Genomic DNA, 20,237 nt, shown 5'->3' on the forward strand with positions numbered 1-20,237 from the left:
ATAGGGACTGAAAAACCTTGTCAGGAGCTAATGCATGTCGCCCAAATGTGTGAAGCGGTTTTGGGCCAACGACCTGCATAAGATCTAGATCGTTGGCCCAATCACGCCGTGGTCGACGGTCAGGAACTGCGCACGCCCCTTGAGACTGGAAAACAGCGCTGCATCGGTTCCGGTCATGAACGCTTGGCAGTTCAGTTCTTCCAGGATGGAAAACAGCGCCGCGCGCCGCCCGCTATCGAGATGCGCGGCTATCTCGTCGAGCAACAGGATCGGCGTCATGCCCGACATTTCGCCGGTCAGCCGGGCATGCGACAGCACGATGCCGACCAGCAGCGCCTTTTGCTCGCCTGTCGAGCAAAGCTCGGCCGGCATCGCCTTGGGACGGTGCCGAACCACCAGGTCCGAACGGTGCGGTCCCTCGAGCGTGCGTCCGGCGGCACGATCGCGGTCACGGCCCTCGATAAGCGTCCGGCGGAAGCGCTCCTCGACATCGACCGCCGGCGCGGTGGCAATTTCGGCTTCCAGGTCGCCCGAAAGGCCGATATCGGCCTGCGGAAATGGTCCCGTGTCGGGCAGCCTGTCGATCATGGCGGCCAGAAGGCGCACCATCTCGGCTCGCGCCGCGGCGATCGCCACACCGGTTTCGGCCATCTGCGTCTCGATCGCGTCGAACCAACGGTCGTCCCGGGAGCCTTCGGTAAGCAGGCGATTACGGCCGCGCATCGCCTTCTCGTAGTCGATCGCACGTTGCCCGTGGCTGGGGTCGATCGCCAGCACCAACCGGTCGAGAAAGCGGCGGCGATCTGCGGCCGGCCCGGTGAACAACGCGTCCATCGCCGGCGTCAGCCAGACCACGCGCAGCCATTCCAGCATGTCCTCGGCCGAACGCGCCGAAGCGCCGTTGATGCGCACCCGCCTGCCGCCTTCGCCGGCAGTGTCGCCGCCGGCAATGCCCGTTCCGATCTCGACCTGGCCGTCAGGTCCGTCGAGCTGGGCATGCAGCGCAAAGCCGCCGTCGCCACCTTCGCGCGCGACATCAGCGTAGGGGGCGCGGCGCAAGCCACGCCCCGGTGTCAAAAAGGAGATCGCTTCGAGGAGATTGGTCTTGCCGGCACCGTTGTCGCCGGAAAAAACCACGGCACCTGGCGCCAGATCGATCGTCAGCGCCGCATAGTTGCGGAAATTAGTAAGCGTTAGCTTACTTATATGGTTCTGTATCGGCAACCGCTATCCGCCTATAGAGCGGTCCATCGTTTCACGGAAACGCAGAACCGCTCTATCTCTTTGTTTTAACGCAATTCCCAAGGGAAAGCGCTGTGCGCTTTCCCGGGAAACCCACTTCACACTTTTCCTGGAATAGCTCTGGAAGTTGCCGCAATCATCATTCTTGCCGCCGCTCCGCTACAAGACCGAATTGCTGACACCGCGCCGGCTACACCCGCATCGGCATCAGCACATAGAGTGCGGTCTCGTCGGCCATGTCGTGGATCAGCGTCGGCGAACCGGCATCGGCCAGCATGAACTTGGCCTCCGTGCCGGTCAGCTGCGCGGCAACGTCGAGCAGATATTTGGCGTTGAAGCCGATCTCGATCGGATCCGATGAATAATCCGCCGCCAGCTCCTCGGTGGCGCTGCCCGAATCCGGATTGTTGACCGCAAGCGTCACCTGACCCTCGCTGATCGACAGCTTCGAGGTCAAAACCACGCTGCCGATGGTGAAGCGGATCTTGGTGTCCGACAGTTCGGTGGTGACCGCGACATCCGGATCGTCGACCAGCTTCTGCAGCTCGCTCACCGTCTTGCGCGGAATGATGATGCCCGGCATGCCCTCGGAACCGGCCGGTGCGTCGATCTCGGCGCGCGCCAGACGGTGGCCGTCGGTCGCCACCGAGCGCAGCTTCAGCTTGCCGCCGACCTCATGCGTGTGCAGGTAGATGCCGTTCAGGTAGTAGCGCGTCTCCTCGGTGGAGATGGCGAACTGGGTCTTCTCGATCAGGCCTCTCAGGGCAACCGAGTCGAGACGGAAGATATGCGAGAAGGATCCGGCCGAAAGCTCCGGGAAGTCGGATTGCGGCAGGCACTGAAGGCGGAAGCTCGAGCGGCCTGACGTCACCGTCATGGCGTTGCCGTCCTCGTCCGTCTTCAGCATCACCTCGGCGCCATCGGCGAGCTTGCGCACGATGTCGTAGAGCAGATGTGCCGGAACTGTCGTCGCCCCGCCGCGCTCCACCTTGGCGGGCGTCGCCTCCGTCACCTCGAGGTCGAGGTCGGTCGCCTTCATCTCAAGGCTGGCGCCTTCGGCGCTGAGCAGCACGTTGGACAGGATCGGTATGGTGTTGCGCCGCTCGACCACACGGTGGACGTGGTTGAGCGACTTCAGGAGATTTGACCGTTCCAGGATAACACGCATGACGAAACAGGCTCGCTTGAATGAATGACGGGTCACCAGTGGGCGGCGCCCCGCGAAAGGTCTGAACAGGCTCAGAATCTGCGTAAACTGACAGGAAAAAACCAGCAAACGCAAGCCCGCGCCACCGGTTCGGGCAGGCTACGCGGGCTTTCTGGGGATAAAGGGCACGAAGTCCGCGAGCCGGTGTCATAAAACCGAAATCCGGGCCGCTTCCAGGCGGCGCCACGAGCCTATCCCAGGCCCCGGGCCGCACTGGCAAGCCATTGAATTCCGGCGTTGTTCCGGTTCGCCCCAGTCCGGTCAGGCCTGGTCGTTGATCAACCGCCTCAAGAGCTCGAGTTCCTGCGCCAGCGTGTTGTCGTTGCCGGATAGGTCCTCGATCTTGCGCACGGCATGCAGCACCGTGGTGTGATCGCGGCCGCCGAAACGCCGTCCGATCTCGGGCAGCGAGCGCGGTGTCATCACCTTCGACAGGTACATGGCGACCTGCCGCGGCTTGACGATGGTGCGCGTGCGTCGGTTGGACAGCAATTCGGTCTTCGACACATTGTAGTGGCGCGCGACGATGCGCTGGATGTCCTCGATACGGACCCGCTTCGGCTCGCCGGTACGATAGATGTGGCCGAGGATCTCGTCGATCCGGTCGATGGTGATCTGCGGCTCGAAGGATTGACGGAACAGCAGCTGGTTGAAGGCGCCTTCCAGTTCGCGTCCGCTGCCGGTCACGGTGCGTGCGACGTGATTGAGGATCTCTTCCGAAATGTTCAGCGACGCGTCATCGACCCTGGCGGTGGCAAGGCGCAATTTGAGCATGCCAAGGCGCATGGCGAAATCAGGCGCCGACATTTCGAGCGCGACACCACCATTGAGGCGCGAACGGACCCGCGGTTCGAGCGATTCCAGTTCCGACGGCGGCCGGTCGGCGGCGACGACAACCTGCTTGGCGCTGTCGAGCAACATGTTGATCAGGTGGCAGAATTCATGCTGGATCGACTTGCCCTGCAGGAACTGCATGTCGTCGATGATGAGCAGGTCGATGTCGCGCAGCTGTTCCTTGAGCGTCAGCGCGTTGTTGTCACGGATCGCGGTGGCAAAGCGCCACATGAAATACTCGGCCGTGAGATAGACGACGCGCGACTTGGGGTTCTGCTTCAGCGATTCCGCGGCGATGGCCTGCAACAAATGTGTCTTGCCGAGCCCGACGGTTGCATGAAGGAAAAGCGGGTTGAAGCGCACCGCGCTCGATTGCGATTCCGCCACTGCCTTGGCTGCGGCGAAGGCCACCCGGTTCGACGGTCCCTCGATGAAGGAGCCGAACGTGTAGCGCGGATCAAGCGGTGACCCCAGCACATTGTGGCGGAATTCGCTCTCGACCGGTGTGCCCGGACGCGGAGCCGGTGCACGCTCTGTCCGGCCGGGGCTGACGGTGCCGGCGGCAAGCACCGTCTGCGTCTGCCGAGTCATCTTGCGTGCCGGCACCACCTCCGGCTCGGCCTGGCTGCGTCCCTGGCGGGTTGCCGTGCGCACGACGATGTCGATCTTGAGGAGATCGGGATCCTCCTGCTTCCACAACTCGGAGATGAGGTCGAGATAGTGGCCGTTGATCCATGAGCGCAGGAAGGCGGTGGGCACCGAGATGCGGACAATGCCCTTGGAAGCCTCCGCGACCTTCATGCGGCCAAACCAGCTCGAATAGACTTCGGTTCCCAGGCGCGCCTTCAACTGGGTCCTGACCCGGTCGAATTTCTGTTCCGCGTCGCTGGAGACCGCCATGTCGTTTGCTCCGATCAAAGTTCCAGGAAATGGGAGGTCGCCCGTAAGTTCCCTTTCGATGCCGCTCTGCATGATCTTTTCCTTGTCCTTCCGTACCTGTTTTTCCACCGGGGATGCGCCTCCTGCATCCGGTTCCGGCGACTGCGTCTTTGCTACGACGTCCGCTGCCGCCGCCGGCAGATGAACGTCGCCCATTATCGAGGGGAACCGGTGCCGGCCCATGGAAGCCAGTCCGCGTTGGGTATGTCAGGGCAATACAACACCGTCCGGCGAAAAGAGCGCCGGCGCGCCATCTACCTGCCATGTCTAGTTACGCCAGTCCCCTACCGTGTCGAAAAAAGACAAACCAAATCGGTCCGCGGACTTGATCCGCGTTGCAAATCCCGCCAATTTAAGCTGGCCGATTCAGGCTGGGTGTAAGGTCCAGAGCCCGTCCCTTTCGATAGATCGACATTACCGAAATCGCTGTGGATAGGGCAAGGCCACGTCTAACGGATTTTTAAGGAATCTGGTTACTGGAGGCGGGTTCGAGTGGCGTGCCGCAACGGCACATTTTAACAAAGCCATTGTGATTCAAACCCTTTTCCGGCGAATATGAAAAACCGGGCGCTTAGAGAAATATTCTGAAATATTTCGCTTGACAGCTACTTGTCCCCCATCGGGTTGGCCCGGTGTGGACAAGCTGTGGATCACCATCTGTAAGTGTCTGAAAAATATAGGCTATTTCTGATAGCTAAGAATCTTTAAGCCGGCCCTTTTCAAGCATGCCGGCCAACAGCAGGCATGCATATGCCGGCAAAGTATTCCCAATCGTGAAATCCGCACAAGACGCCGTTTCCGGACATTCTTTTTAAGTGCTTGCCGGCAAACGAAAAAACCCGGCACAAACGGCCGGGTTCGAAAGAACGTCAGTCTAGGGAAGTTATATTAGGCCGAGAGAACTTTGACCCGCTGGGCCAGTCGCGACACCTTGCGGGACGCTGTGTTCTTGTGGATCACGCCCTTGGTTGCGGCGCGCATCAATTCCGGCTCCGCGATCTTGAAGGCAGCCTGTGCGGCAGCCTTGTCACCGGAGGCAAGTGCCTCTTCGACCTGGCGGATATAGGTGCGGACGCGCGAGCGGCGGTTCTTGTTGATCGCTGCGCGGCGGACGATCTTGCGCGTTGCCTTTTTGGCCGAGGATGTATTGGCCATGATGCCTCTCTTCTGATCTGGTCGGCCGCATGCGGGATGCCGCAGGGCGCAAAAAACAAACGGGCAGCCACGGGGCCGCCTCGGTTGGTGGGGCTTATAGTTCAGCTTTTCCGGCGCGTCAACGCTGCCTGGCCTTCTTTTTGGCGGCCAACAGCCATCTTCTTCGCAGCTAAAGGATTGGCGTCAGCGGTTGGTGAAATTCGGCTTCCGCTTCTCGGCAAAGGCCGCCATGCCTTCCTTCTGATCGTCCAGTGCAAACAGCGAGTGAAACAGCCGGCGCTCGAACCGCAATCCCTCGGCAAGCGTCGTCTCGAAGGCGCGGTTGACTGCCTCCTTTGCCATCATCACCGATGGCAGCGAGAAAGCGGCGATCTTGGCTGCCGCCTTCAGAGCCTCCTCGACTAGGTCACTGGCAGGCACGACCCGCGACACCAGGCCCGAACGCTCGGCTTCGGCGGCATCCATCATCCGCCCGGTCAGGCACATGTCCATCGCCTTCGACTTGCCGACGAAGCGGGTCAGCCGTTGCGACCCGCCCATGCCTGGAATGACACCAAGAGTGATCTCGGGCTGGCCGAATTTGGCCGTGTCGGCGGCTATGATGAAATCGCACATCATCGCTAGCTCGCAGCCGCCGCCGAGTGCATAGCCCGCCACCGCCGCGATAATTGGCTTTCGCGCCCGCGTAAGCTCCTCCCAGCCGACGAAGAAGTCTTGGGCGTAGGCGTCCGCATAGGAGATGGACTGCATCTCCTTGATGTCGGCGCCGGCGGCGAAAGCCTTTTCGGAACCGGTGATGACCATGGCGCCGATGCCGGCATCGGCGCCAAAAGCGTTCACGGCTGCGATCAGTTCGGTCAGTATCTGGGAGTTCAGCGCGTTGAGCGCCTGCGGCCTGTTCAGCGTGATCAGTCCGACCTTGCCGTGCGTCTCGGTGATGATCGTCTCATAGGCCATGGCTGCTTCTCCTCGCTCGCGCTCGTCTAACTCACCGTTGACATGTCCGGCAATAGAAGGTCGATCGGCCGCTCTGCACGATCCGTTCGATGTGGCCGCTGCAGCCGGGCTTCGAGCAGGCTTCGCCTTCGCGGTCGTAGACGGCGAAGGAGTGCTGGAAATAGCCCAGTGACCCATCGGTCTGCATATAATCCCGCAGTGAGGACCCGCCGGCGGCAATCGCATCTGATATCACCGAGCGGATGGCTTGGGCCAGGTGTTCGCTTTGGGCCTGGGCTTTCTTTCCGGGTTTGGCGATCGTGCCCGCCTCACGCAGCGGCGACAGGCTGGCGCGCCATAGCGCCTCCGACACATAGATGTTGCCAAGCCCGGCGATCAGCCTCTGGTCGAGAAGCGCTGCCTTCAGCGGTGATCGCCGCCCTTTCATCAATGAGGCAAGCAGTGCGCCGTCCAATGTATTGCCCGTTGGCTCAACGCCGAGTCCGGCGAGCATCGGATGGACGTCCGGCCCTTCGGCAAACAACATGAAGCCGAAGCGGCGCGGATCATTGAAGATCACGCGTGATCGGGCGCCTGCCGGAGATACGACATGGAAGACGACATGATCATGATTGGAGCTCTTCGAGCGGTCGTGGTGGAAGATGCCGGGCATGTCGTTGCTGTCCGCCGTCTCGATTCGGAATGAGCCCGACATGCCGAGATGGCAGATCAGCACGGGACCGCCTTTCAGGTCCATCGTCAGATACTTGGCCCGGCGGCCGAGTGCCGTGACCGTCTTGCCGGTCAGCCGCTGTGAGAATTTCTCGGGAAATGGAAAGCGCAGATCCGGGCGGCGTGCCTCGACACGGGTGATGGTTGCGCCTTCCAGGACCGGCTGCAGCCCGCGCCGGACGGTTTCGACCTCCGGCAATTCAGGCATGACCGCCAATCGCCGTATAGAAAGAAGTCCCGTAAAGGCCGTGCGCCAGCCCAAGATGCTCGGCCACGGTTTCGCCGATATCGGCGAAGGTTGTTCTCAGCCCGATGTCGCCGCCCTTGAAACCCGGACCTGTGCCGATCACCGGAATGCGCTCGCGCGTATGATCGGTCCCTTGCCAGGTCGGATCGTTGCCGTGATCGGCCGTCAGGATGAGAAGATCGCCCTGCCGCAGCCTTGCAAATGCCTCCGGCAGCCGCCGGTCGAAGGCCTCAAGCGCGGCAGCATAACCTGCAACATCGCGGCGATGACCGAATTCGGTGTCGAAGTCGACGAAATTGGCGAAGACGAGATCGCCGTCGCCGGCATCGTCCATCGCGCCCAGCGCCTCGTCGAACATGGCCATGTTGCCCGCCCCCTTGCGCACTTGCGAAATTCCGCGATGGGCGAAGATGTCGCCGATCTTGCCGATGGCGATGACACGGCTGCCACGCGCTGTCAGCCGATCGAGCAGGGTTGGCTCCGGCGGAGGCACGGCGTAGTCATGACGGTTGTATGTGCGCTCGAAAGTGGCGGTGGTTTCGCCGACGAAAGGCCGCGCGATCACCCGTCCGATCCTCAGCGGGTCAACCAGCCTGCGCACCACCTTGCAGAATTCATAAAGTCGCTCGAGGCCGAAATGGACTTCATGCGCGGCGATCTGCAGGACCGAGTCGACAGACGTGTAGCAGATCGGCTTGCCGGTGCGGATGTGCTCCTCGCCGAAGCGCTCGATGATCTCGGTGCCCGGCGCATGACAATTGCCGAGAATGCCCGGCACCTTGCCCTCGCGGATGATCGCCGCGGTCAGTTCCGCCGGAAAGGCGGGAACCGTATCCGGGAAATAGCCCCAGTCGAAGCGCACCGGCAGGCCGGCGATTTCCCAATGGCCCGATGGGGTGTCCTTGCCGCTTGAAACCTCCTGCGCGGCGCCGTGGAAGGCAGCCGCGAGCAGATCCGTCCCACTGCTGGAAAAGCCCAGTCCCGTCGCGGTTTCGGCAGCCTTGCCAAGCCCGAGCGAGGCCATGTGGGGGACAAACAGCGGTCCACTGCGAAGCCCTTCGCGATCCGAGCGTCCTTCGGCACAAGCTTCTGCTATGTGCGCGAATGTGTTGGCGCCGTCGTCACCGTAGCGGTCGGCGTCGGCCGCGCCGCCGATGCCGAAGGAGTCCAGAACGAAGAGGAAAGCGCGCGCCATCGAGTTGTTGCCAGTTTGAACGACCAGACATAGGGTTCCGCGACTTCATTGGCAATTCGGAAACCAAACGGCAACGGCTTGGCGCGATAGTCCAGTGATGTCGCCCAAGGTGCACGGCGGTTTTGGGCAACGACATGCACAAACAACGACATGCACAAACAAGGAATGCATGTCGCAACGATGCGACAGGCATGGGTCTAGGAAAACAGACGGCGGTTTTGTCATGAGCATTGCGCTGAAGGCGTCTGCTGCCCTCATGTTGATGCAGGGTGCGCTCTGGTCCGGTCCGGCACATGCCGATTGGCGCGATGATATCGGCACGTTTCGCATCGGCATCGTTGCAGAGCCAGGCGCCGGCAACACCGTTCCGGGGCTGGCTGTGTTGACCGACGCCTATACAAAGGCCTTGGGCATGAAGGTCGAGTTTGTCGTTGCCCGTGATTATGCCGCGCTGATCGAGGCGCAGGCCAATGCCCGCATCGAATACGCGATCTATTCGGCAACCGCCTATGCGACGGCCTCGCAGCGCTGCTTATGTATCGAGCCGCTTGTGGCTCCGGTCGATTCCGACGGCGCGATCGGCATCCGCTCTGTTCTGCTGACGCGGGACGGCAAGCTGCCCGATCTGGCGGCGATGCAGAGCCATCGCATCGCCATGGCGCCTTCGGGCAGCGTTGGCGGTTCTCTCTTGCCATTGGCGGCGTTGGCGGCGGAAGGCCGCAAGGTTGCGGAAGATGCGCCGTTTCTTGTCCATGCCGACTCGGCTGCGGCGGCCGAAACGATGCTGGTCGATGGCAAGGCCGATGGCCTGTTCGGTTGGGTGACGGCCGCCGCCGACGGCCAGCCGGAAACATCGGGCACGCAGGCAAGGCTCGAAGCGGCAGGGCTCTCAGTGACGGCGCTTCGGGTGGTATGGACGTCTGGCTTGCTCAGATATGGCCCCCATGCCGTCCGCAGCGATCTCGACCCTGAAGCCAAGCGCCGGCTCACCGTGTTCCTCACCAACCTCAAGTCGATGACGCCTGATATCTACGACCTCCTGGAATCAAAGCATTCGGGAGGCTTCGCTACCGTCGCGCCAAAGGATTACGAGATGGCCGCTTCTATCGTGCGCTTCGTCTCGGACAGTGCCCCACAGCAATAGTGCTCCGCAGCAGTAGCGCAATTCCAGGAAACAGAAGAAGTGCGTGATTATTCTCAGTCTGCAGTTGCGTGGCAACAGAGAGCTGAAGCGGTCCTGCGAATCGCCCGGCTGTCTCTGTTCAACAGTCGCCGCAAGGGATAGTCACGCTTCTGCGGGGGCGCAGATAGTAGGTTTCGCCCATCGTTATATTGCTGAAAGCCGAGGTCAATCCAAGTTTCTGCTGGTTGCTGGCCGTCCAGGCGATGACCGGCGTGTAGCCGAGATTGCTTTCGACGCGGATGAGGAAGGTGCTGGCGACCTTGAGCGTTGCTGGAACCGTGGTTTCCGTGGTCGCCGCGGCGCCGGCGCTGGCGACGCCGGCGACCAACTTGCGTGACCATACCACCAGTGCCTTCGTCGCATCGGCCGAGACCTGTATTGCCGTGATGGTGATGGTCGGGGTCGAGCGGTTGTAGGGCTGAAGGGTCACGCTGCCGATCTGCATGATGGCGTCGACATCCGCCTTGACGACGCTTGTCTGCTGGGTGACGAGATCGGCCACCATGCTGCCGATACGACTGACCTTCTTGCTGGTCTCGATGGCCTGTGACGCCTCCATTGTCAGGAAATACATGATCAGCAAAATTGGCATGATCAAAGCGAATTCGACCGCCGCGATGCCGCGGCGATCGGACCAGAATCGATTTGCTTTCCGCCAAACTCCTGCAGTCCTAAGATGTGCCCCCGCACGCATCATACCCATTGCCCTTTTTCTTTTACTGCCTGTGCATCCGCCTCGAACTCAGTTGTCGAACGGCTCGTTCTGCCAGGTCACCGATGCGAAATGCAGAGTCTTGTTGCCGCCCATCGACTGCGCCAACAGGTCTGTCATAATAGGCCACTTGTAGAAGACGCGAAGCATGTTCCTCGACTCCGCCGCCCCCGCCGTTACTGCAAACGATTGGGTTGCGGCGCCTTTCGTCAGTACGACATCACCGTTCTGGATCATGAAGCCCGCCGTGGCCGCGTCGGCGAATGTTGTATATTGGCGGAGATCCACCAGCAGCTGATTGGGACAATCCTGGGAAACGATGATCTCAAGTTTTGTGCAGATCATGTCCCGCAAATTGGTCCCGGCGACGTCGGTCGATCTCAACTGGCCGGTGCGCAGCTTGCGCGCGACATCGTCGGTTATGTTGGCCATCACTTCCTGGCCGGCAAACGCGATGCAGCTTTCCAGAATGGCAAAGACAAGCAGGGCGAACGGAACTGAAAGGATTGCGAATTCGATTGCCGTGGCGCCGCGCCGGTCACGTAGGAAACGGGCGAAAAACCTTGGGCGTTTCGCTTTGTGGTCGCCTGTGCAGCCGAATTCCTTGCTCATGTCTGATCCTGCCGATCTCTATGCGGTCTCGGAAGGAGCATTAGCGCAAACCGATTTAGGTCCGGTTTGGATGATCGTTAAAGTCAGCGCCAGCTTCTTAACCAGCCGATAACCTGAACGGCATTCGACTACGCCATCCTACCGGCTGACGCTCATCTCCGTTTCGGAGGCCTTCTCCGCATCGCTCTTGTAGGAGCTTTCGCAATAGGGCGTGCAGGACATCGTCTGTATTTCGGCACGCCGATAGATACGCACGGATGAGGCGGCCTGCCGCACGACGGTAACCTGCTCGTCGACGATCGGGCTGCCATCCGTGTCGAGCACGACCAGATTGGTGACGCCGAAGCCTTTGCCGGTCAGCACGATCGTCGAAGCGTCCTGCACGGAAGCGTCGGCGATTGCCGGGTTGCCAACCACGATCGTGTCGGCAGGGCGCGACAGTTTGACGATCTTGGCCTGGTTCATCGTGACCTCGATGCCAGCGCCGGCCATTGCGGGCGCGATGAAGGTCGTGGCGGCAAGAAGCGCGGCAATCAGGATTGACGATCTCGGCTGGGCCATTGAGGCGCTCCACGCAAGCGGACTGATCAACGGAACATGAACGAGATTGGTGAACCAACGGTTAAGCGCGCGTCGTTACCGATGGTGCAATGGCGACAAGGCTACTGTGAGGTGCGGTCCGGCTCGGGGTCGCAAGCGCCACCAAACCCGTAAACGGAAGGTCGGTTGGCATTTAGCCTGGAGTTAACCACGCAATATGTTCGAACCGGGAAAGGAATCGGTAAGGCTGTTTATTAAGCCGATCGAAAGAGCTTCTCCCTAGATTGGCAGCATCCGATCAACCATCACAGAAGTTGACGGAAGTGCTGTAACACGTGGAGTAGGAGCTCTCAAATGTCTAATCTCATCGCACGTTTTGTGAAGGACGAATCCGGCGCGACCGCTATCGAATATGGTCTGATCGCCGCTCTCATCGCGCTCGCCATCATCACCGGCGCCGGCGCGCTCGGCAATGCACTCAACGCTAAGTTCACCACTATCGGAACCACCTTGAACAGCGCGCCGAGCGGCAGCTGATCGGCCTTATCGCCGAGCACTTGGATTGCGTTCTGGAAAGGGCCGCCACGTGGCGGCCCTTTTCCTTGCCGCTGCCAGTTCAGTATCAGTCATCTTTTCGTTCCGGGCCTCATCAATCGTTAATCGAACATGCCTAGATTGAGCCCCGTGAAATCGGACAATAGGCATAGCGCCGATGCTTGAAGCCCTGATCTTCGTCGTTTTTCCGTTCTGCATGTTGTTTGCCGCGATCTCCGACATGCTGTCGATGACGATCGCCAATCGCGTGCCGGTGCTGCTCGTCGTTGTCTTCGCGCTGGTTGCGCCGCTGACGGGTATGGAATGGGCGGCCTATGGCGGACATTTCGCCGCCGGCGCCCTGGTCCTTGTCGTGACGTTCGGCCTGTTTGCAATGGGCGGCATGGGCGGCGGCGACGCCAAGCTTCTGGCTGCCACCGCGATGTGGATGGGTCTCAACGTGAATCTCGTCGAGTATCTTGTCGCCTCGACAATCATCGGTGGCCTGCTGACACTCGCGATCATCCTCTACCGGAAGTCACCGCTTGCGGCCGTTACCGGCCAAAACCCGTTTCTGCGCCATTTCGCCGACGAGGCAAAAGGTGTTCCTTACGGAGTAGCCCTTGGCCTTGGCGGGTTGCTGACCTATCCGGATTCGCCTTTGATGGTGTGGGCGCTGGCCAGGCTGTCGGCCTGAACACGATCTATTTTTTTATTGATCAGCGTTGCCGCAACAGGCTTTCAACAAGGCCGGCCCGGTCATTTCTGCCGGTCAGGCCACGTTCCGTCCAATTTATGTAAACCTTAAATTAATCACGATCGTAAGCATTACATTAACCTTGTTTTGACGATTGCCGCTGCAAAGTCCGGCTTGGCTACGTGGTTTGCCAGGGCAAGGGTTCGGACAGATGCCAGCATCGCGATTGATAATTCTGAGCGTGGCGGTGGCCGCGGCGGGCGGCGCTGGGTATGTCGCGAAAAATATGGTGGCACCGCAGCCCCAGGTCGTCGTCGATTCCGGCCCCCAGGCCCCGGCGGTATCTCTGCAGGATGTGCTTGTGCTTTCGGGCGACGTTCCGATGGGCAGCCCGATCGAGAACAACATCGCCTGGCAATCCTGGCCCGCCGACGGCGTCAACGCGAATTTCATCACCCGCACCGCTGAGCCTGAGGCACTGGACAAGCTGAAGGGCTCCGTTGCCCGTGTGGCTATGTATGCCGGAGAGCCTCTGCGGCGTTCCAAGTTGATCGGCGAGGGGCAGAGCTTCATGTCGTCGATCCTGCCTTCCGGCATGCGGGCTGTGGCCACGGCCATCTCGGCCGACACGTCGGCCGGTGGCTTCATTCTTCCGAACGATTTCGTCGATGTCATCATGACCCGCAGGGCCGATGCCGCCAGCGGTGCCGCCGGCTTCAACACCGAGACCATCCTCAAGAACATTCGCGTCCTGGCCATCGACCAGACCATTCAGGAGGACGAGGAAGGCAAGAAGACCAGGGTGGGCCAGACCGCCACGCTGGAACTGACGCCCAAGCAGGCAGAGATCATCACCGTCGCCCAACAGATGGCGGATCGCCTGACCTTGGCGCTGCGGGCGGTCGCAGACACGCAGGAAAAGAATCTGGGTGAGGCCGACTATCTCGTTTCCGGCAATGGCCGCAGGGGAACGGTGAGGCTGATCAAGTCGGGCGAAGTTTCCGAAGTAGGGGCAAGGAAATGAGGCTAAATGGTAAACTGCCGGCAATTGTAGCCGCGGCATTCGGCCTGCTGCTCGTCGGAACGAATTTGCAAGGCGTTGTCGAGGCAAAGAACGCGCAGGTCACGGCATCGACGGCCACCCAGCGCGTCAAGCTCGGCCTCAACAAGTCGGTGGTCATCGACCTGCCGAGCGATGCCTACGATATTCTCGTCGCCAACCCGGCGGTGGCCGATGCGGTCACCCGCACCGCAAGGCGCATCTACCTGTTCGGCAAGGCGGTCGGCGAGACGAACATTTTTGTCTTCGGCCCGAATGGCGAGCAGATCGTCAGTCTGGACCTGGCCGTCGAACGCGACGTTGCCGGCCTTGAGGATTATATCAGGCGCTTCCTCCCCACGTCGGCTGTCAAGGTAGAACTGCTGAATGACAACGTCGTCCTGACAGGGACGGTCGACACGCCGCTGGACGCGAAACGCGCGGTCGACCTGGCGACGATCTTCGTTTCGGGTGGTGAAGCGACGACGGGACAATATTCGCAGACCGCGGCCGGCGGTTCGTCCCAGAGCGGTGTCGACATCAACAACCCGGACCAGGAGCGCCGCACCAGCAAGATCGTCAACCTGCTTCAGATCATCGGCGACGATCAGGTCACGCTGAAGGTGACGGTCGCCGAAGTCAGCCGCTCGGTGATGAAGCAGCTCGGCGTCAACATGGTCGGCAGCGGCGGCAGCAACGGCATCAGCTACGGTGCGATCAGCGACAATTTCACCGGCCTCGGCAAGCAGCTGTCGAATTCGGGCTTCACGATCGGCGCCTCGGGCCTGCAGTCCTATATCAACGCCATGGAGCAGTCCGGGGTCATGAAGACCTTGGCGGAGCCGACCTTGACCGCCGTATCCGGCGAAAAGGCGACCTTCAAGGTCGGCGGCGAATACAACATGGTGAGCGGCGTCTCCCAGAACGTATCCACGGACAACCAGACTGGCCTGAAAACCTACACCGTCGACAAGATCGAGTACGGCATCGGCCTGGAATTCCAGCCGGTGGTGTTGTCTCCCGGCCGCATAAGCCTGAAAGTCCGAACCTCGGTTTCCGAGCCAACAACCGAGGGATCCGTGTCGTTGTCCGAAGGCGTGACGAGTGCCGGCATGAATGCCCTTTCGCTGCGCAAGCGTCTTGCCGACACAACGGTGGAACTGCCTTCAGGCGGATCCATGATGATCGCCGGTCTGGTTCGCGACGACGTCAGGCAAGCCGTCAACGGCTTGCCTGGACTGACAAAAATCCCTGTGCTCGGCGCGCTCTTCCGCAGCAGGGACTTCGTGCGCAACGAGACCGAACTCGTCATCATCATCACGCCCTATCTGGTGAAGCCCGTGGCACGCAACGACCTCGCCAAGCCGGACGACAATTTCAACGCCGCCAGCGATGGTGCCGCGATGTTCCTTGGCCGCGTCAATCGCGTCTACGGTACCATGCAGACCGACAAGCCCAACGGCCGTTACCACGGCGTTGTCGGCTTCATCTACAAGTAAGCGGGGAAGTGGATATGTCTCAGTCAGTATTGCAGGCAAGCACCATCGCCACGACGATGCGCCTTGGACGTTCGCAGGTCTGCCGGCGAGCCGTTCCGGCCCTGGTGGTCGTGGTTGCGGCGTTGCTCGCTGGCTGCGCGCAGCGCGACAGTATCACGGTCGGCGCCATTCCGGATGACTATCGCACCAACCATCCGATTGTGATCGCAGAGAAGAATCAGAAGATCGATCTGCCGGTTGGCGCTGGTGACCGCGGCATGACCGGCTCCCAGCGCGATACGCTTCTTGGCTTCCTCGACGGATATGACAAGAGTGCCGCCCCGACGCTGACGATCCAGATCCCGAGCGGATCGGCCAACGAGGTCGCCGCGACGGCGGCCGGCCGTGATTTCGCCAGGCTCGCAGTCGCCAGCGGCATCAAGCGCAACCGCATCGTCGTGGTCTCCTATCAGGCCGGTTCGAGCGAGACATCCGCCCCGGTTCGCGTCTCCTATATCTCGGTGAGAGCTCAGACCGACAAATGCGGACGCTGGCCCGACGACCTCGTCAACACGTCGGAAAACAAGCACTATGCCGACTTCGGCTGCTCCTATCAGAACAATCTTGCTGCCCAGATGGCTAACCCGGCCGATCTGCTCGGCCCCCGCAAGCCCTCTACCATCGATGCTGAAAATCGCGGCGCGGTGATCGACACCTATCGTGCAAGAGGCATTTCGGAAGAGTTCCTCGGCAATTCGGAAGTGACGTACTGAGCCGGCCAGTCTCGGATAGAACAGGCTACGGGAAAGAGTATGACGATGACCAACCTTGCCTACGACGCCCCGGTGGATGGCAGCGATACCTCGCAGCAGGACATCGCCGCGATGCAGGCATTGCGGCCGATTCCGCGCATTTCGATCCAGGCATTCTGCGAGACCGAAGGCGTTGCCAATCCGGTCGAGCGGGCCGGCGAGGACCGCCGCATGGCGAAGGCGCATCTCAAGGTCCATATGGGCGGCGTCCCCACCGCCATCGAATTCTACCAATCGGCGCCAACGCCTAACCTGATCCTGCTGGAATCGCGCAGCGAGCCCAAGCAATTGCTGGAGCAACTCGCCCAGCTCTCGGAATATTGTGATCCGACTTCGAAGGTGGTGGTGATCGGTCATTACAATGATGTCGGCCTCTACCGCGAACTCATCCGCAACGGCATTTCCGAATATGTGATCGCACCGGTATCGATGGCTGACATCGTCAGCGTGGTGTCTTCGATTTTCATCGATCCGGAAGCCGAGCCGCTAGGCCGCTCGATCGCCTTTGTCGGCGCCAAGGGTGGCGTCGGCTCCTCGACGATTGCCCACAATGTGGCTTGGGCGATGTCCTCCCTGTTCAAATCCGAGGTGGTCGTCGCCGATCTCGATCTCGCTTTCGGCACGGCCAACATCAATTTCGACCAGGATCCGGCGCAAGGCATCGCCGAGGCGGTGTTTTCGCCGGAGCGCATCGACGAAGTCTATCTTGACCGGCTGCTGACCCAGTGCGCCGAGCATCTGTCGTTGCTGGCAGCACCTTCGACGCTCGAACGGGTCTATGACTTCGATCCGGAGGCCTTCGCTCAGCTCATCGACACTGCCCAGCGCAGCGTGCCGCTTTTGGTGCTCGATGTTCCTCATGTCTGGACGGGCTGGACCAAGAACACCCTGATCAAGGCTGACGAGATCGTCATCACTGCGACACCGGAACTGGCCAATCTGCGCAACACCAAGAACCTCGTCGACATGTTCAAACGGCTTCGTCCCAACGACCCGCCGCCGAAGCTGATCATCAACCAGGCCGGCATCCCGAAGCGTCCGGAGATTTCGCCGTCCGATTTCGCCGAGCCGCTCGGCCTGTCGCCAATGTCGGTCATTGGTTTCGATCCTTTGCTGTTCGGCAATGCCGCCAACAACGGACGCATGCTTGGCGAGATGGATGCCAAGAACCCGGTTGTCGCAATGATCAACGAAATGGCGCATGTGCTGACCGGGCGCAGTGAAATCAAGGCCAAGAAGAAGGCCGGGCTTGGCAACCTGCTCGGCAAGTTCTCGCGCAACAAGAAGTGACGCTTCAGCAGTGGAATCGGTAGTCGATCATGTTTGGTAAAAGAGGCAGCGACGACGGCAACCGGTTCACGCCGGAATTTCGCCAGCCAGCAGCGGCGCCTGTTGCGCCCCCGGCGGCAAGTTCTGCGGAGACGGCAGTTCTGGCCCGGCCTGCGGCTGCGCCAAGCGCACCTGTCGTGCCGCCGGCGCGTCGTGCGGTCGAGGCACCGCCATTGGCGCCTGAGCCGAAGCGGGCACAGCGCGAAAAGAGCGAAACCTACTACGACACCAAGAGCCAGGTTTTCTCTGCGCTCATCGACACGATCGATCTGTCGCAGCTCGCCAAGCTTGATCCGGAAAGCGCGCGCGAGGAAATCCGCGACATCGTCAACGACATCATCGCGATCAAGAATTTCGCGATGACGATCGCCGAGCAGGAAGAACTGCTCGAGGACATCTGCAACGATGTGCTTGGCTATGGGCCGCTCGAGCCGCTGCTCGCGCGCGACGACATCGCCGACATCATGGTCAACGGCTCCAAGAACGTCTACATCGAAGTCAACGGCAAGGTCGAGCAGACCGGCATCCGCTTCCGTGACAACCAGCAGCTCCTCAACATCTGCCAGCGCATCGTCAGCCAGGTTGGCCGCCGTGTCGACGAATCCAGTCCGATCTGCGACGCGCGTCTTCCCGACGGCTCCCGCGTCAACGTCATCGCGCCGCCGCTCTCCATCGACGGCGCCACGCTCACCATCCGCAAATTCAAGAAGGACAAGCTGACGCTCGATCAGTTGGTCAAGTTCGGCGCCATTTCACCCCAGGGCGCTGAAGTTCTCAAGATCATCAGCCGTGTTCGCTGCAACATCGTCATCTCGGGCGGTACCGGCTCGGGCAAGACGACGCTGCTCAACTGCCTGACCAACTATATCGACCGCGACGAGCGCGTCATCACCTGCGAGGACTCGGCCGAGCTGCAATTGCAGCAACCGCACGTGGTGCGCCTTGAAACCCGCCCGCCCAATCTGGAGGGCGAGGGTGAGGTGACGATGCGTGATCTGGTCAAGAACTGCCTGCGCATGCGCCCTGAGCGCATCATCGTCGGCGAAGTGCGCGGACCCGAAGTGTTCGACCTTCTGCAGGCGATGAACACCGGCCATGACGGTTCGATGGGAACGATCCACTCGAACAGCCCGCGCGAATGCCTGAACCGTATCGAATCCATGATCGCCATGGGCGGTTATTCGCTGCCGCAGAGGACGGTGCGAGAAATCGTCGTCGGCTCCGTCGACGTGATCATCCAGGCGGCACGCTTGCGCGACGGATCGCGTCGCATCACCCACATCACCGAGGTGATCGGGATGGAGGGCGACGTCATCATCACGCAGGATATCGTCCTCTACAACATCAAGGGCGAGGACGCCAATGGCAGGCTGCTGGGAGAGCATGTATCGACCGGCATCGGTCGTCCGCATTTCTGGGAGCGGGCCCGCTATTATGGCGAGGAACAGCGCCTCGCCATTGCGCTCGAGGCGATGGAGAAACGCGCTGACTGACGCATCCTGGGGCGTAAGGGTTCGGGCCAATGTTTGGAATTGACGGCACAGTACTGGCGTTTGTCGTGCTCGCCGGCTTCAGCGCCGGCGCGGTCGCCTATGCATTCCTGTTCACTCGGATCAGCAACGAGAAACAGGTCGGCAAGCGGCTCGAAACGATCAAGACCGCCGAGACAGATCGTTCCGTCGTCAAGGCCTCGCGCGACCGCGCAGCGGAAGCCGTCAAGCGGCGCAAATCGGTTCAGGATTCGCTCAACGATCTCGACGCAAAGCAGAAAACCAAGGACAGCGTTGTCAAGAAACCGCCGCTGAAAGCCCAACTCCGTCAGGCCGGCCTGAAGACCACAGTCGAGCGCTTCTATATATACTCCGCCATATGCGGCCTCGCTTTGACGATGGCTGCCTTCGTGGCCGGAGCGCCGTTGATCGTCTTGCCGGGCGTGCTGCTGGCCGGCGCGCTCGGCCTGCCGCGCTGGTTCGTCTCGTTTCGTCGCGCCCGCCGCGTCAAGGCATTCCTCAACGAATTTCCAAACGCGCTCGACATCATCGTGCGCGCCGTAAAATCCGGCCTGCCGCTGAACGACGCCGTGCGCCTGATCGCCAACGAATCGCCCGAACCGGTGAAGACTGAATTTCGTCGTATCGTCGATTCGCAGCAGATGGGCCTGTCGATCCCCGATGCGACCTTGCGCATGCCCGAAACCATGCCTTGCACGGAGGCAAGTTTCTTCGGTATCGTCATCCAGATCCAGTCGCAGGCCGGCGGTAATCTCTCCGAGGCGCTGGGCAATCTTTCGCGCGTGCTCCGCGATCGCAAGAAGATGAAAGCCAAGGTCGCGGCGCTGTCGATGGAAGCGAAGGCGTCCGCCGCCATCATCGGTGCGCTGCCCTTCATCGTCGCTTTTCTTGTCTACCTGTCGAGCCCGGCCTACCTGATGCCGCTGTTCGTCACCAGCGTTGGACACCTGATCCTTGGGTGCGCGGCAGTCTGGATGTCGATCGGCATCTTTGTGATGCGCAAAATGATGAACTTCGAAGTCTAGGATCGCGGCATGACCGAGCAAGTCATCAAAACCCTGACGGATCCGACCTTCCTGATCGCGCTGCTGGTCGCCATTGCGGTGTTTGCGACCGTCTTCACCTTGCTGCCGGCGTTTGGCGGAGACCAGCTCAAGTCGCGCATGAAAACAGTCGCCCTGGAACGCGACGAACTCCGTGCCAAGCAGCGCGCGCGGCTTGCCGTCGAGGCGGATCGCCGTCGCAAGGGCCTGCGCGAGGAACAGTCGGTTGGCATGCGCAACATCGTCGACCGGCTGGATCT

The 20,237-nt window shown here is 61.0% G+C and carries 19 protein-coding genes and 1 pseudogene; 10 read left to right on the forward strand and 10 right to left on the reverse strand.

All coding sequences use genetic code 11. From position 1 onward, the window contains the following. Positions 1-84: 84 nt before the first annotated feature. The 7 genes from recF to EN993_RS07625 all read right to left on the reverse strand — a co-directional run bounded on the left by recF (position 85) and on the right by EN993_RS07625 (position 8,487). Positions 85-1,224 carry a DNA replication/repair protein RecF gene (gene recF / locus EN993_RS07595; protein WP_127262818.1) on the reverse strand — a complete coding sequence of 380 codons (1,140 nt, stop codon included), beginning with the start codon at positions 1,222-1,224 and terminating at the stop codon, positions 85-87. A gap of 208 nt (positions 1,225-1,432) precedes the next feature. Further along, positions 1,433-2,410, reverse strand: a complete 978-nt coding sequence (gene dnaN, locus EN993_RS07600) for a DNA polymerase III subunit beta (protein ID WP_127262819.1) — start codon at positions 2,408-2,410, stop codon at positions 1,433-1,435. Between the two features lie 300 nt (positions 2,411-2,710). Continuing rightward, positions 2,711-4,183, reverse strand: a complete 1,473-nt coding sequence (gene dnaA, locus EN993_RS07605) for a chromosomal replication initiator protein DnaA (protein ID WP_245468682.1) — start codon at positions 4,181-4,183, stop codon at positions 2,711-2,713. Positions 4,184-5,110: 927 nt separating this feature from the next. Next, positions 5,111-5,377 carry a 30S ribosomal protein S20 gene (gene rpsT, locus EN993_RS07610; RefSeq protein WP_013533694.1) on the reverse strand — a complete coding sequence of 89 codons (267 nt, stop codon included), beginning with the start codon at positions 5,375-5,377 and terminating at the stop codon, positions 5,111-5,113. A gap of 183 nt (positions 5,378-5,560) precedes the next feature. Then, positions 5,561-6,334: an enoyl-CoA hydratase gene (locus EN993_RS07615; protein WP_109666425.1), complete on the reverse strand. Its 774-nt coding sequence runs from the start codon at positions 6,332-6,334 to the stop codon at positions 5,561-5,563. 31 nt (positions 6,335-6,365) lie between these two features. Beyond that, positions 6,366-7,253 carry a bifunctional DNA-formamidopyrimidine glycosylase/DNA-(apurinic or apyrimidinic site) lyase gene (mutM, locus tag EN993_RS07620; protein WP_109666428.1) on the reverse strand — a complete coding sequence of 296 codons (888 nt, stop codon included), beginning with the start codon at positions 7,251-7,253 and terminating at the stop codon, positions 6,366-6,368. After that, positions 7,246-8,487: a phosphopentomutase gene (locus EN993_RS07625; protein WP_127262820.1), complete on the reverse strand. Its 1,242-nt coding sequence runs from the start codon at positions 8,485-8,487 to the stop codon at positions 7,246-7,248. The genes mutM and EN993_RS07625 overlap by 8 nt, the downstream gene beginning before the upstream one ends. A 223-nt stretch (positions 8,488-8,710) precedes the next feature. On the opposite strand from EN993_RS07625, the gene EN993_RS07630 reads away from it, so the two are divergent. Next, positions 8,711-9,631: a PhnD/SsuA/transferrin family substrate-binding protein gene (locus EN993_RS07630; protein ID WP_164548572.1), complete on the forward strand. Its 921-nt coding sequence runs from the start codon at positions 8,711-8,713 to the stop codon at positions 9,629-9,631. Positions 9,632-9,749: 118 nt separating this feature from the next. Here EN993_RS07630 and EN993_RS07635 read toward each other — a convergent pair whose 3' ends face one another. The 3 genes from EN993_RS07635 to EN993_RS07645 form a co-directional block, all read right to left on the reverse strand. Next, a complete protein-coding gene (locus EN993_RS07635) occupies positions 9,750-10,367 on the reverse strand; it encodes a TadE/TadG family type IV pilus assembly protein (RefSeq protein WP_109666435.1) in 618 nt (205 codons plus the stop codon). Positions 10,368-10,412: 45 nt separating this feature from the next. Beyond that, positions 10,413-10,994, reverse strand: coding sequence for a TadE/TadG family type IV pilus assembly protein (locus EN993_RS07640; RefSeq protein WP_127262822.1), 582 nt, complete (start codon positions 10,992-10,994; stop codon positions 10,413-10,415). Between the two features lie 138 nt (positions 10,995-11,132). Next, entirely contained in the window at positions 11,133-11,555 is a 423-nt protein-coding gene (locus tag EN993_RS07645; protein ID WP_109666441.1) for a pilus assembly protein N-terminal domain-containing protein, read from the reverse strand. Between the two features lie 333 nt (positions 11,556-11,888). On the opposite strand from EN993_RS07645, the gene EN993_RS07650 reads away from it, so the two are divergent. The 9 genes and pseudogenes from EN993_RS07650 to EN993_RS07690 all read left to right on the forward strand — a co-directional run. Beyond that, a complete protein-coding gene (locus EN993_RS07650) occupies positions 11,889-12,071 on the forward strand; it encodes a Flp family type IVb pilin (protein ID WP_109666443.1) in 183 nt (60 codons plus the stop codon). Positions 12,072-12,246: 175 nt separating this feature from the next. Beyond that, on the forward strand, positions 12,247-12,765 hold the full coding sequence (locus EN993_RS07655; RefSeq protein WP_127262823.1) for a prepilin peptidase: 519 nt from the start codon (positions 12,247-12,249) through the stop codon (positions 12,763-12,765). A gap of 211 nt (positions 12,766-12,976) precedes the next feature. Beyond that, positions 12,977-13,789: a Flp pilus assembly protein CpaB gene (gene cpaB / locus EN993_RS07660; RefSeq protein ID WP_109666448.1), complete on the forward strand. Its 813-nt coding sequence runs from the start codon at positions 12,977-12,979 to the stop codon at positions 13,787-13,789. Further along, a complete protein-coding gene (locus tag EN993_RS07665) occupies positions 13,786-15,303 on the forward strand; it encodes a type II and III secretion system protein family protein (RefSeq protein WP_127262824.1) in 1,518 nt (505 codons plus the stop codon). The genes cpaB and EN993_RS07665 overlap by 4 nt, the downstream gene beginning before the upstream one ends. A 14-nt stretch (positions 15,304-15,317) precedes the next feature. Next, on the forward strand, positions 15,318-16,055 hold the full coding sequence (locus EN993_RS07670; protein WP_126067609.1) for a CpaD family pilus assembly protein: 738 nt from the start codon (positions 15,318-15,320) through the stop codon (positions 16,053-16,055). 39 nt (positions 16,056-16,094) lie between these two features. Beyond that, entirely contained in the window at positions 16,095-17,384 is a 1,290-nt protein-coding gene (locus tag EN993_RS07675; RefSeq protein WP_126067610.1) for a CpaE family protein, read from the forward strand. Positions 17,385-17,413: 29 nt separating this feature from the next. Next, positions 17,414-18,916, forward strand: coding sequence for a CpaF family protein (locus EN993_RS07680; RefSeq protein ID WP_126067611.1), 1,503 nt, complete (start codon positions 17,414-17,416; stop codon positions 18,914-18,916). A 29-nt stretch (positions 18,917-18,945) separates the two neighbouring features. Then, a complete protein-coding gene (locus EN993_RS07685; protein ID WP_109666462.1) occupies positions 18,946-19,959 on the forward strand; it encodes a type II secretion system F family protein in 1,014 nt (337 codons plus the stop codon). A 9-nt stretch (positions 19,960-19,968) separates the two neighbouring features. After that, a pseudogene (locus tag EN993_RS07690) lies at positions 19,969-20,237 on the forward strand (type II secretion system F family protein); the annotation flags it as partial.

Origin of the sequence: Mesorhizobium sp. M7D.F.Ca.US.004.01.2.1, from assembly GCF_003997785.1 — a bacterium.
GTDB lineage: Bacteria > Pseudomonadota > Alphaproteobacteria > Rhizobiales > Rhizobiaceae > Mesorhizobium > Mesorhizobium loti.

Excerpts from the sequence above, each read along its gene's own strand:
- dnaN (WP_127262819.1), bottom strand. The coding sequence starts at position 2,410 with ATGCGTGTTATCCTGGAACGGTCAAATCTCCTGAAGTCGCTCAACCAC.
- dnaA (WP_245468682.1), bottom strand. The coding sequence starts at position 4,183 with ATGGCGGTCTCCAGCGACGCGGAACAGAAATTCGACCGGGTCAGGACC.
- rpsT (WP_013533694.1), bottom strand. The coding sequence starts at position 5,377 with ATGGCCAATACATCCTCGGCCAAAAAGGCAACGCGCAAGATCGTCCGC.
- EN993_RS07615 (WP_109666425.1), bottom strand. The coding sequence starts at position 6,334 with ATGGCCTATGAGACGATCATCACCGAGACGCACGGCAAGGTCGGACTG.
- mutM (WP_109666428.1), bottom strand. The coding sequence starts at position 7,253 with ATGCCTGAATTGCCGGAGGTCGAAACCGTCCGGCGCGGGCTGCAGCCG.
- EN993_RS07625 (WP_127262820.1), bottom strand. The coding sequence starts at position 8,487 with ATGGCGCGCGCTTTCCTCTTCGTTCTGGACTCCTTCGGCATCGGCGGC.
- EN993_RS07630 (WP_164548572.1), top strand. The coding sequence starts at position 8,711 with ATGAGCATTGCGCTGAAGGCGTCTGCTGCCCTCATGTTGATGCAGGGT.
- EN993_RS07635 (WP_109666435.1), bottom strand. The coding sequence starts at position 10,367 with ATGATGCGTGCGGGGGCACATCTTAGGACTGCAGGAGTTTGGCGGAAA.
- EN993_RS07640 (WP_127262822.1), bottom strand. The coding sequence starts at position 10,994 with ATGAGCAAGGAATTCGGCTGCACAGGCGACCACAAAGCGAAACGCCCA.
- EN993_RS07645 (WP_109666441.1), bottom strand. The coding sequence starts at position 11,555 with ATGGCCCAGCCGAGATCGTCAATCCTGATTGCCGCGCTTCTTGCCGCC.
- EN993_RS07650 (WP_109666443.1), top strand. The coding sequence starts at position 11,889 with ATGTCTAATCTCATCGCACGTTTTGTGAAGGACGAATCCGGCGCGACC.
- EN993_RS07655 (WP_127262823.1), top strand. The coding sequence starts at position 12,247 with ATGCTTGAAGCCCTGATCTTCGTCGTTTTTCCGTTCTGCATGTTGTTT.
- cpaB (WP_109666448.1), top strand. The coding sequence starts at position 12,977 with ATGCCAGCATCGCGATTGATAATTCTGAGCGTGGCGGTGGCCGCGGCG.
- EN993_RS07665 (WP_127262824.1), top strand. The coding sequence starts at position 13,786 with ATGAGGCTAAATGGTAAACTGCCGGCAATTGTAGCCGCGGCATTCGGC.
- EN993_RS07670 (WP_126067609.1), top strand. The coding sequence starts at position 15,318 with ATGTCTCAGTCAGTATTGCAGGCAAGCACCATCGCCACGACGATGCGC.
- EN993_RS07675 (WP_126067610.1), top strand. The coding sequence starts at position 16,095 with ATGACGATGACCAACCTTGCCTACGACGCCCCGGTGGATGGCAGCGAT.
- EN993_RS07680 (WP_126067611.1), top strand. The coding sequence starts at position 17,414 with ATGTTTGGTAAAAGAGGCAGCGACGACGGCAACCGGTTCACGCCGGAA.
- EN993_RS07685 (WP_109666462.1), top strand. The coding sequence starts at position 18,946 with ATGTTTGGAATTGACGGCACAGTACTGGCGTTTGTCGTGCTCGCCGGC.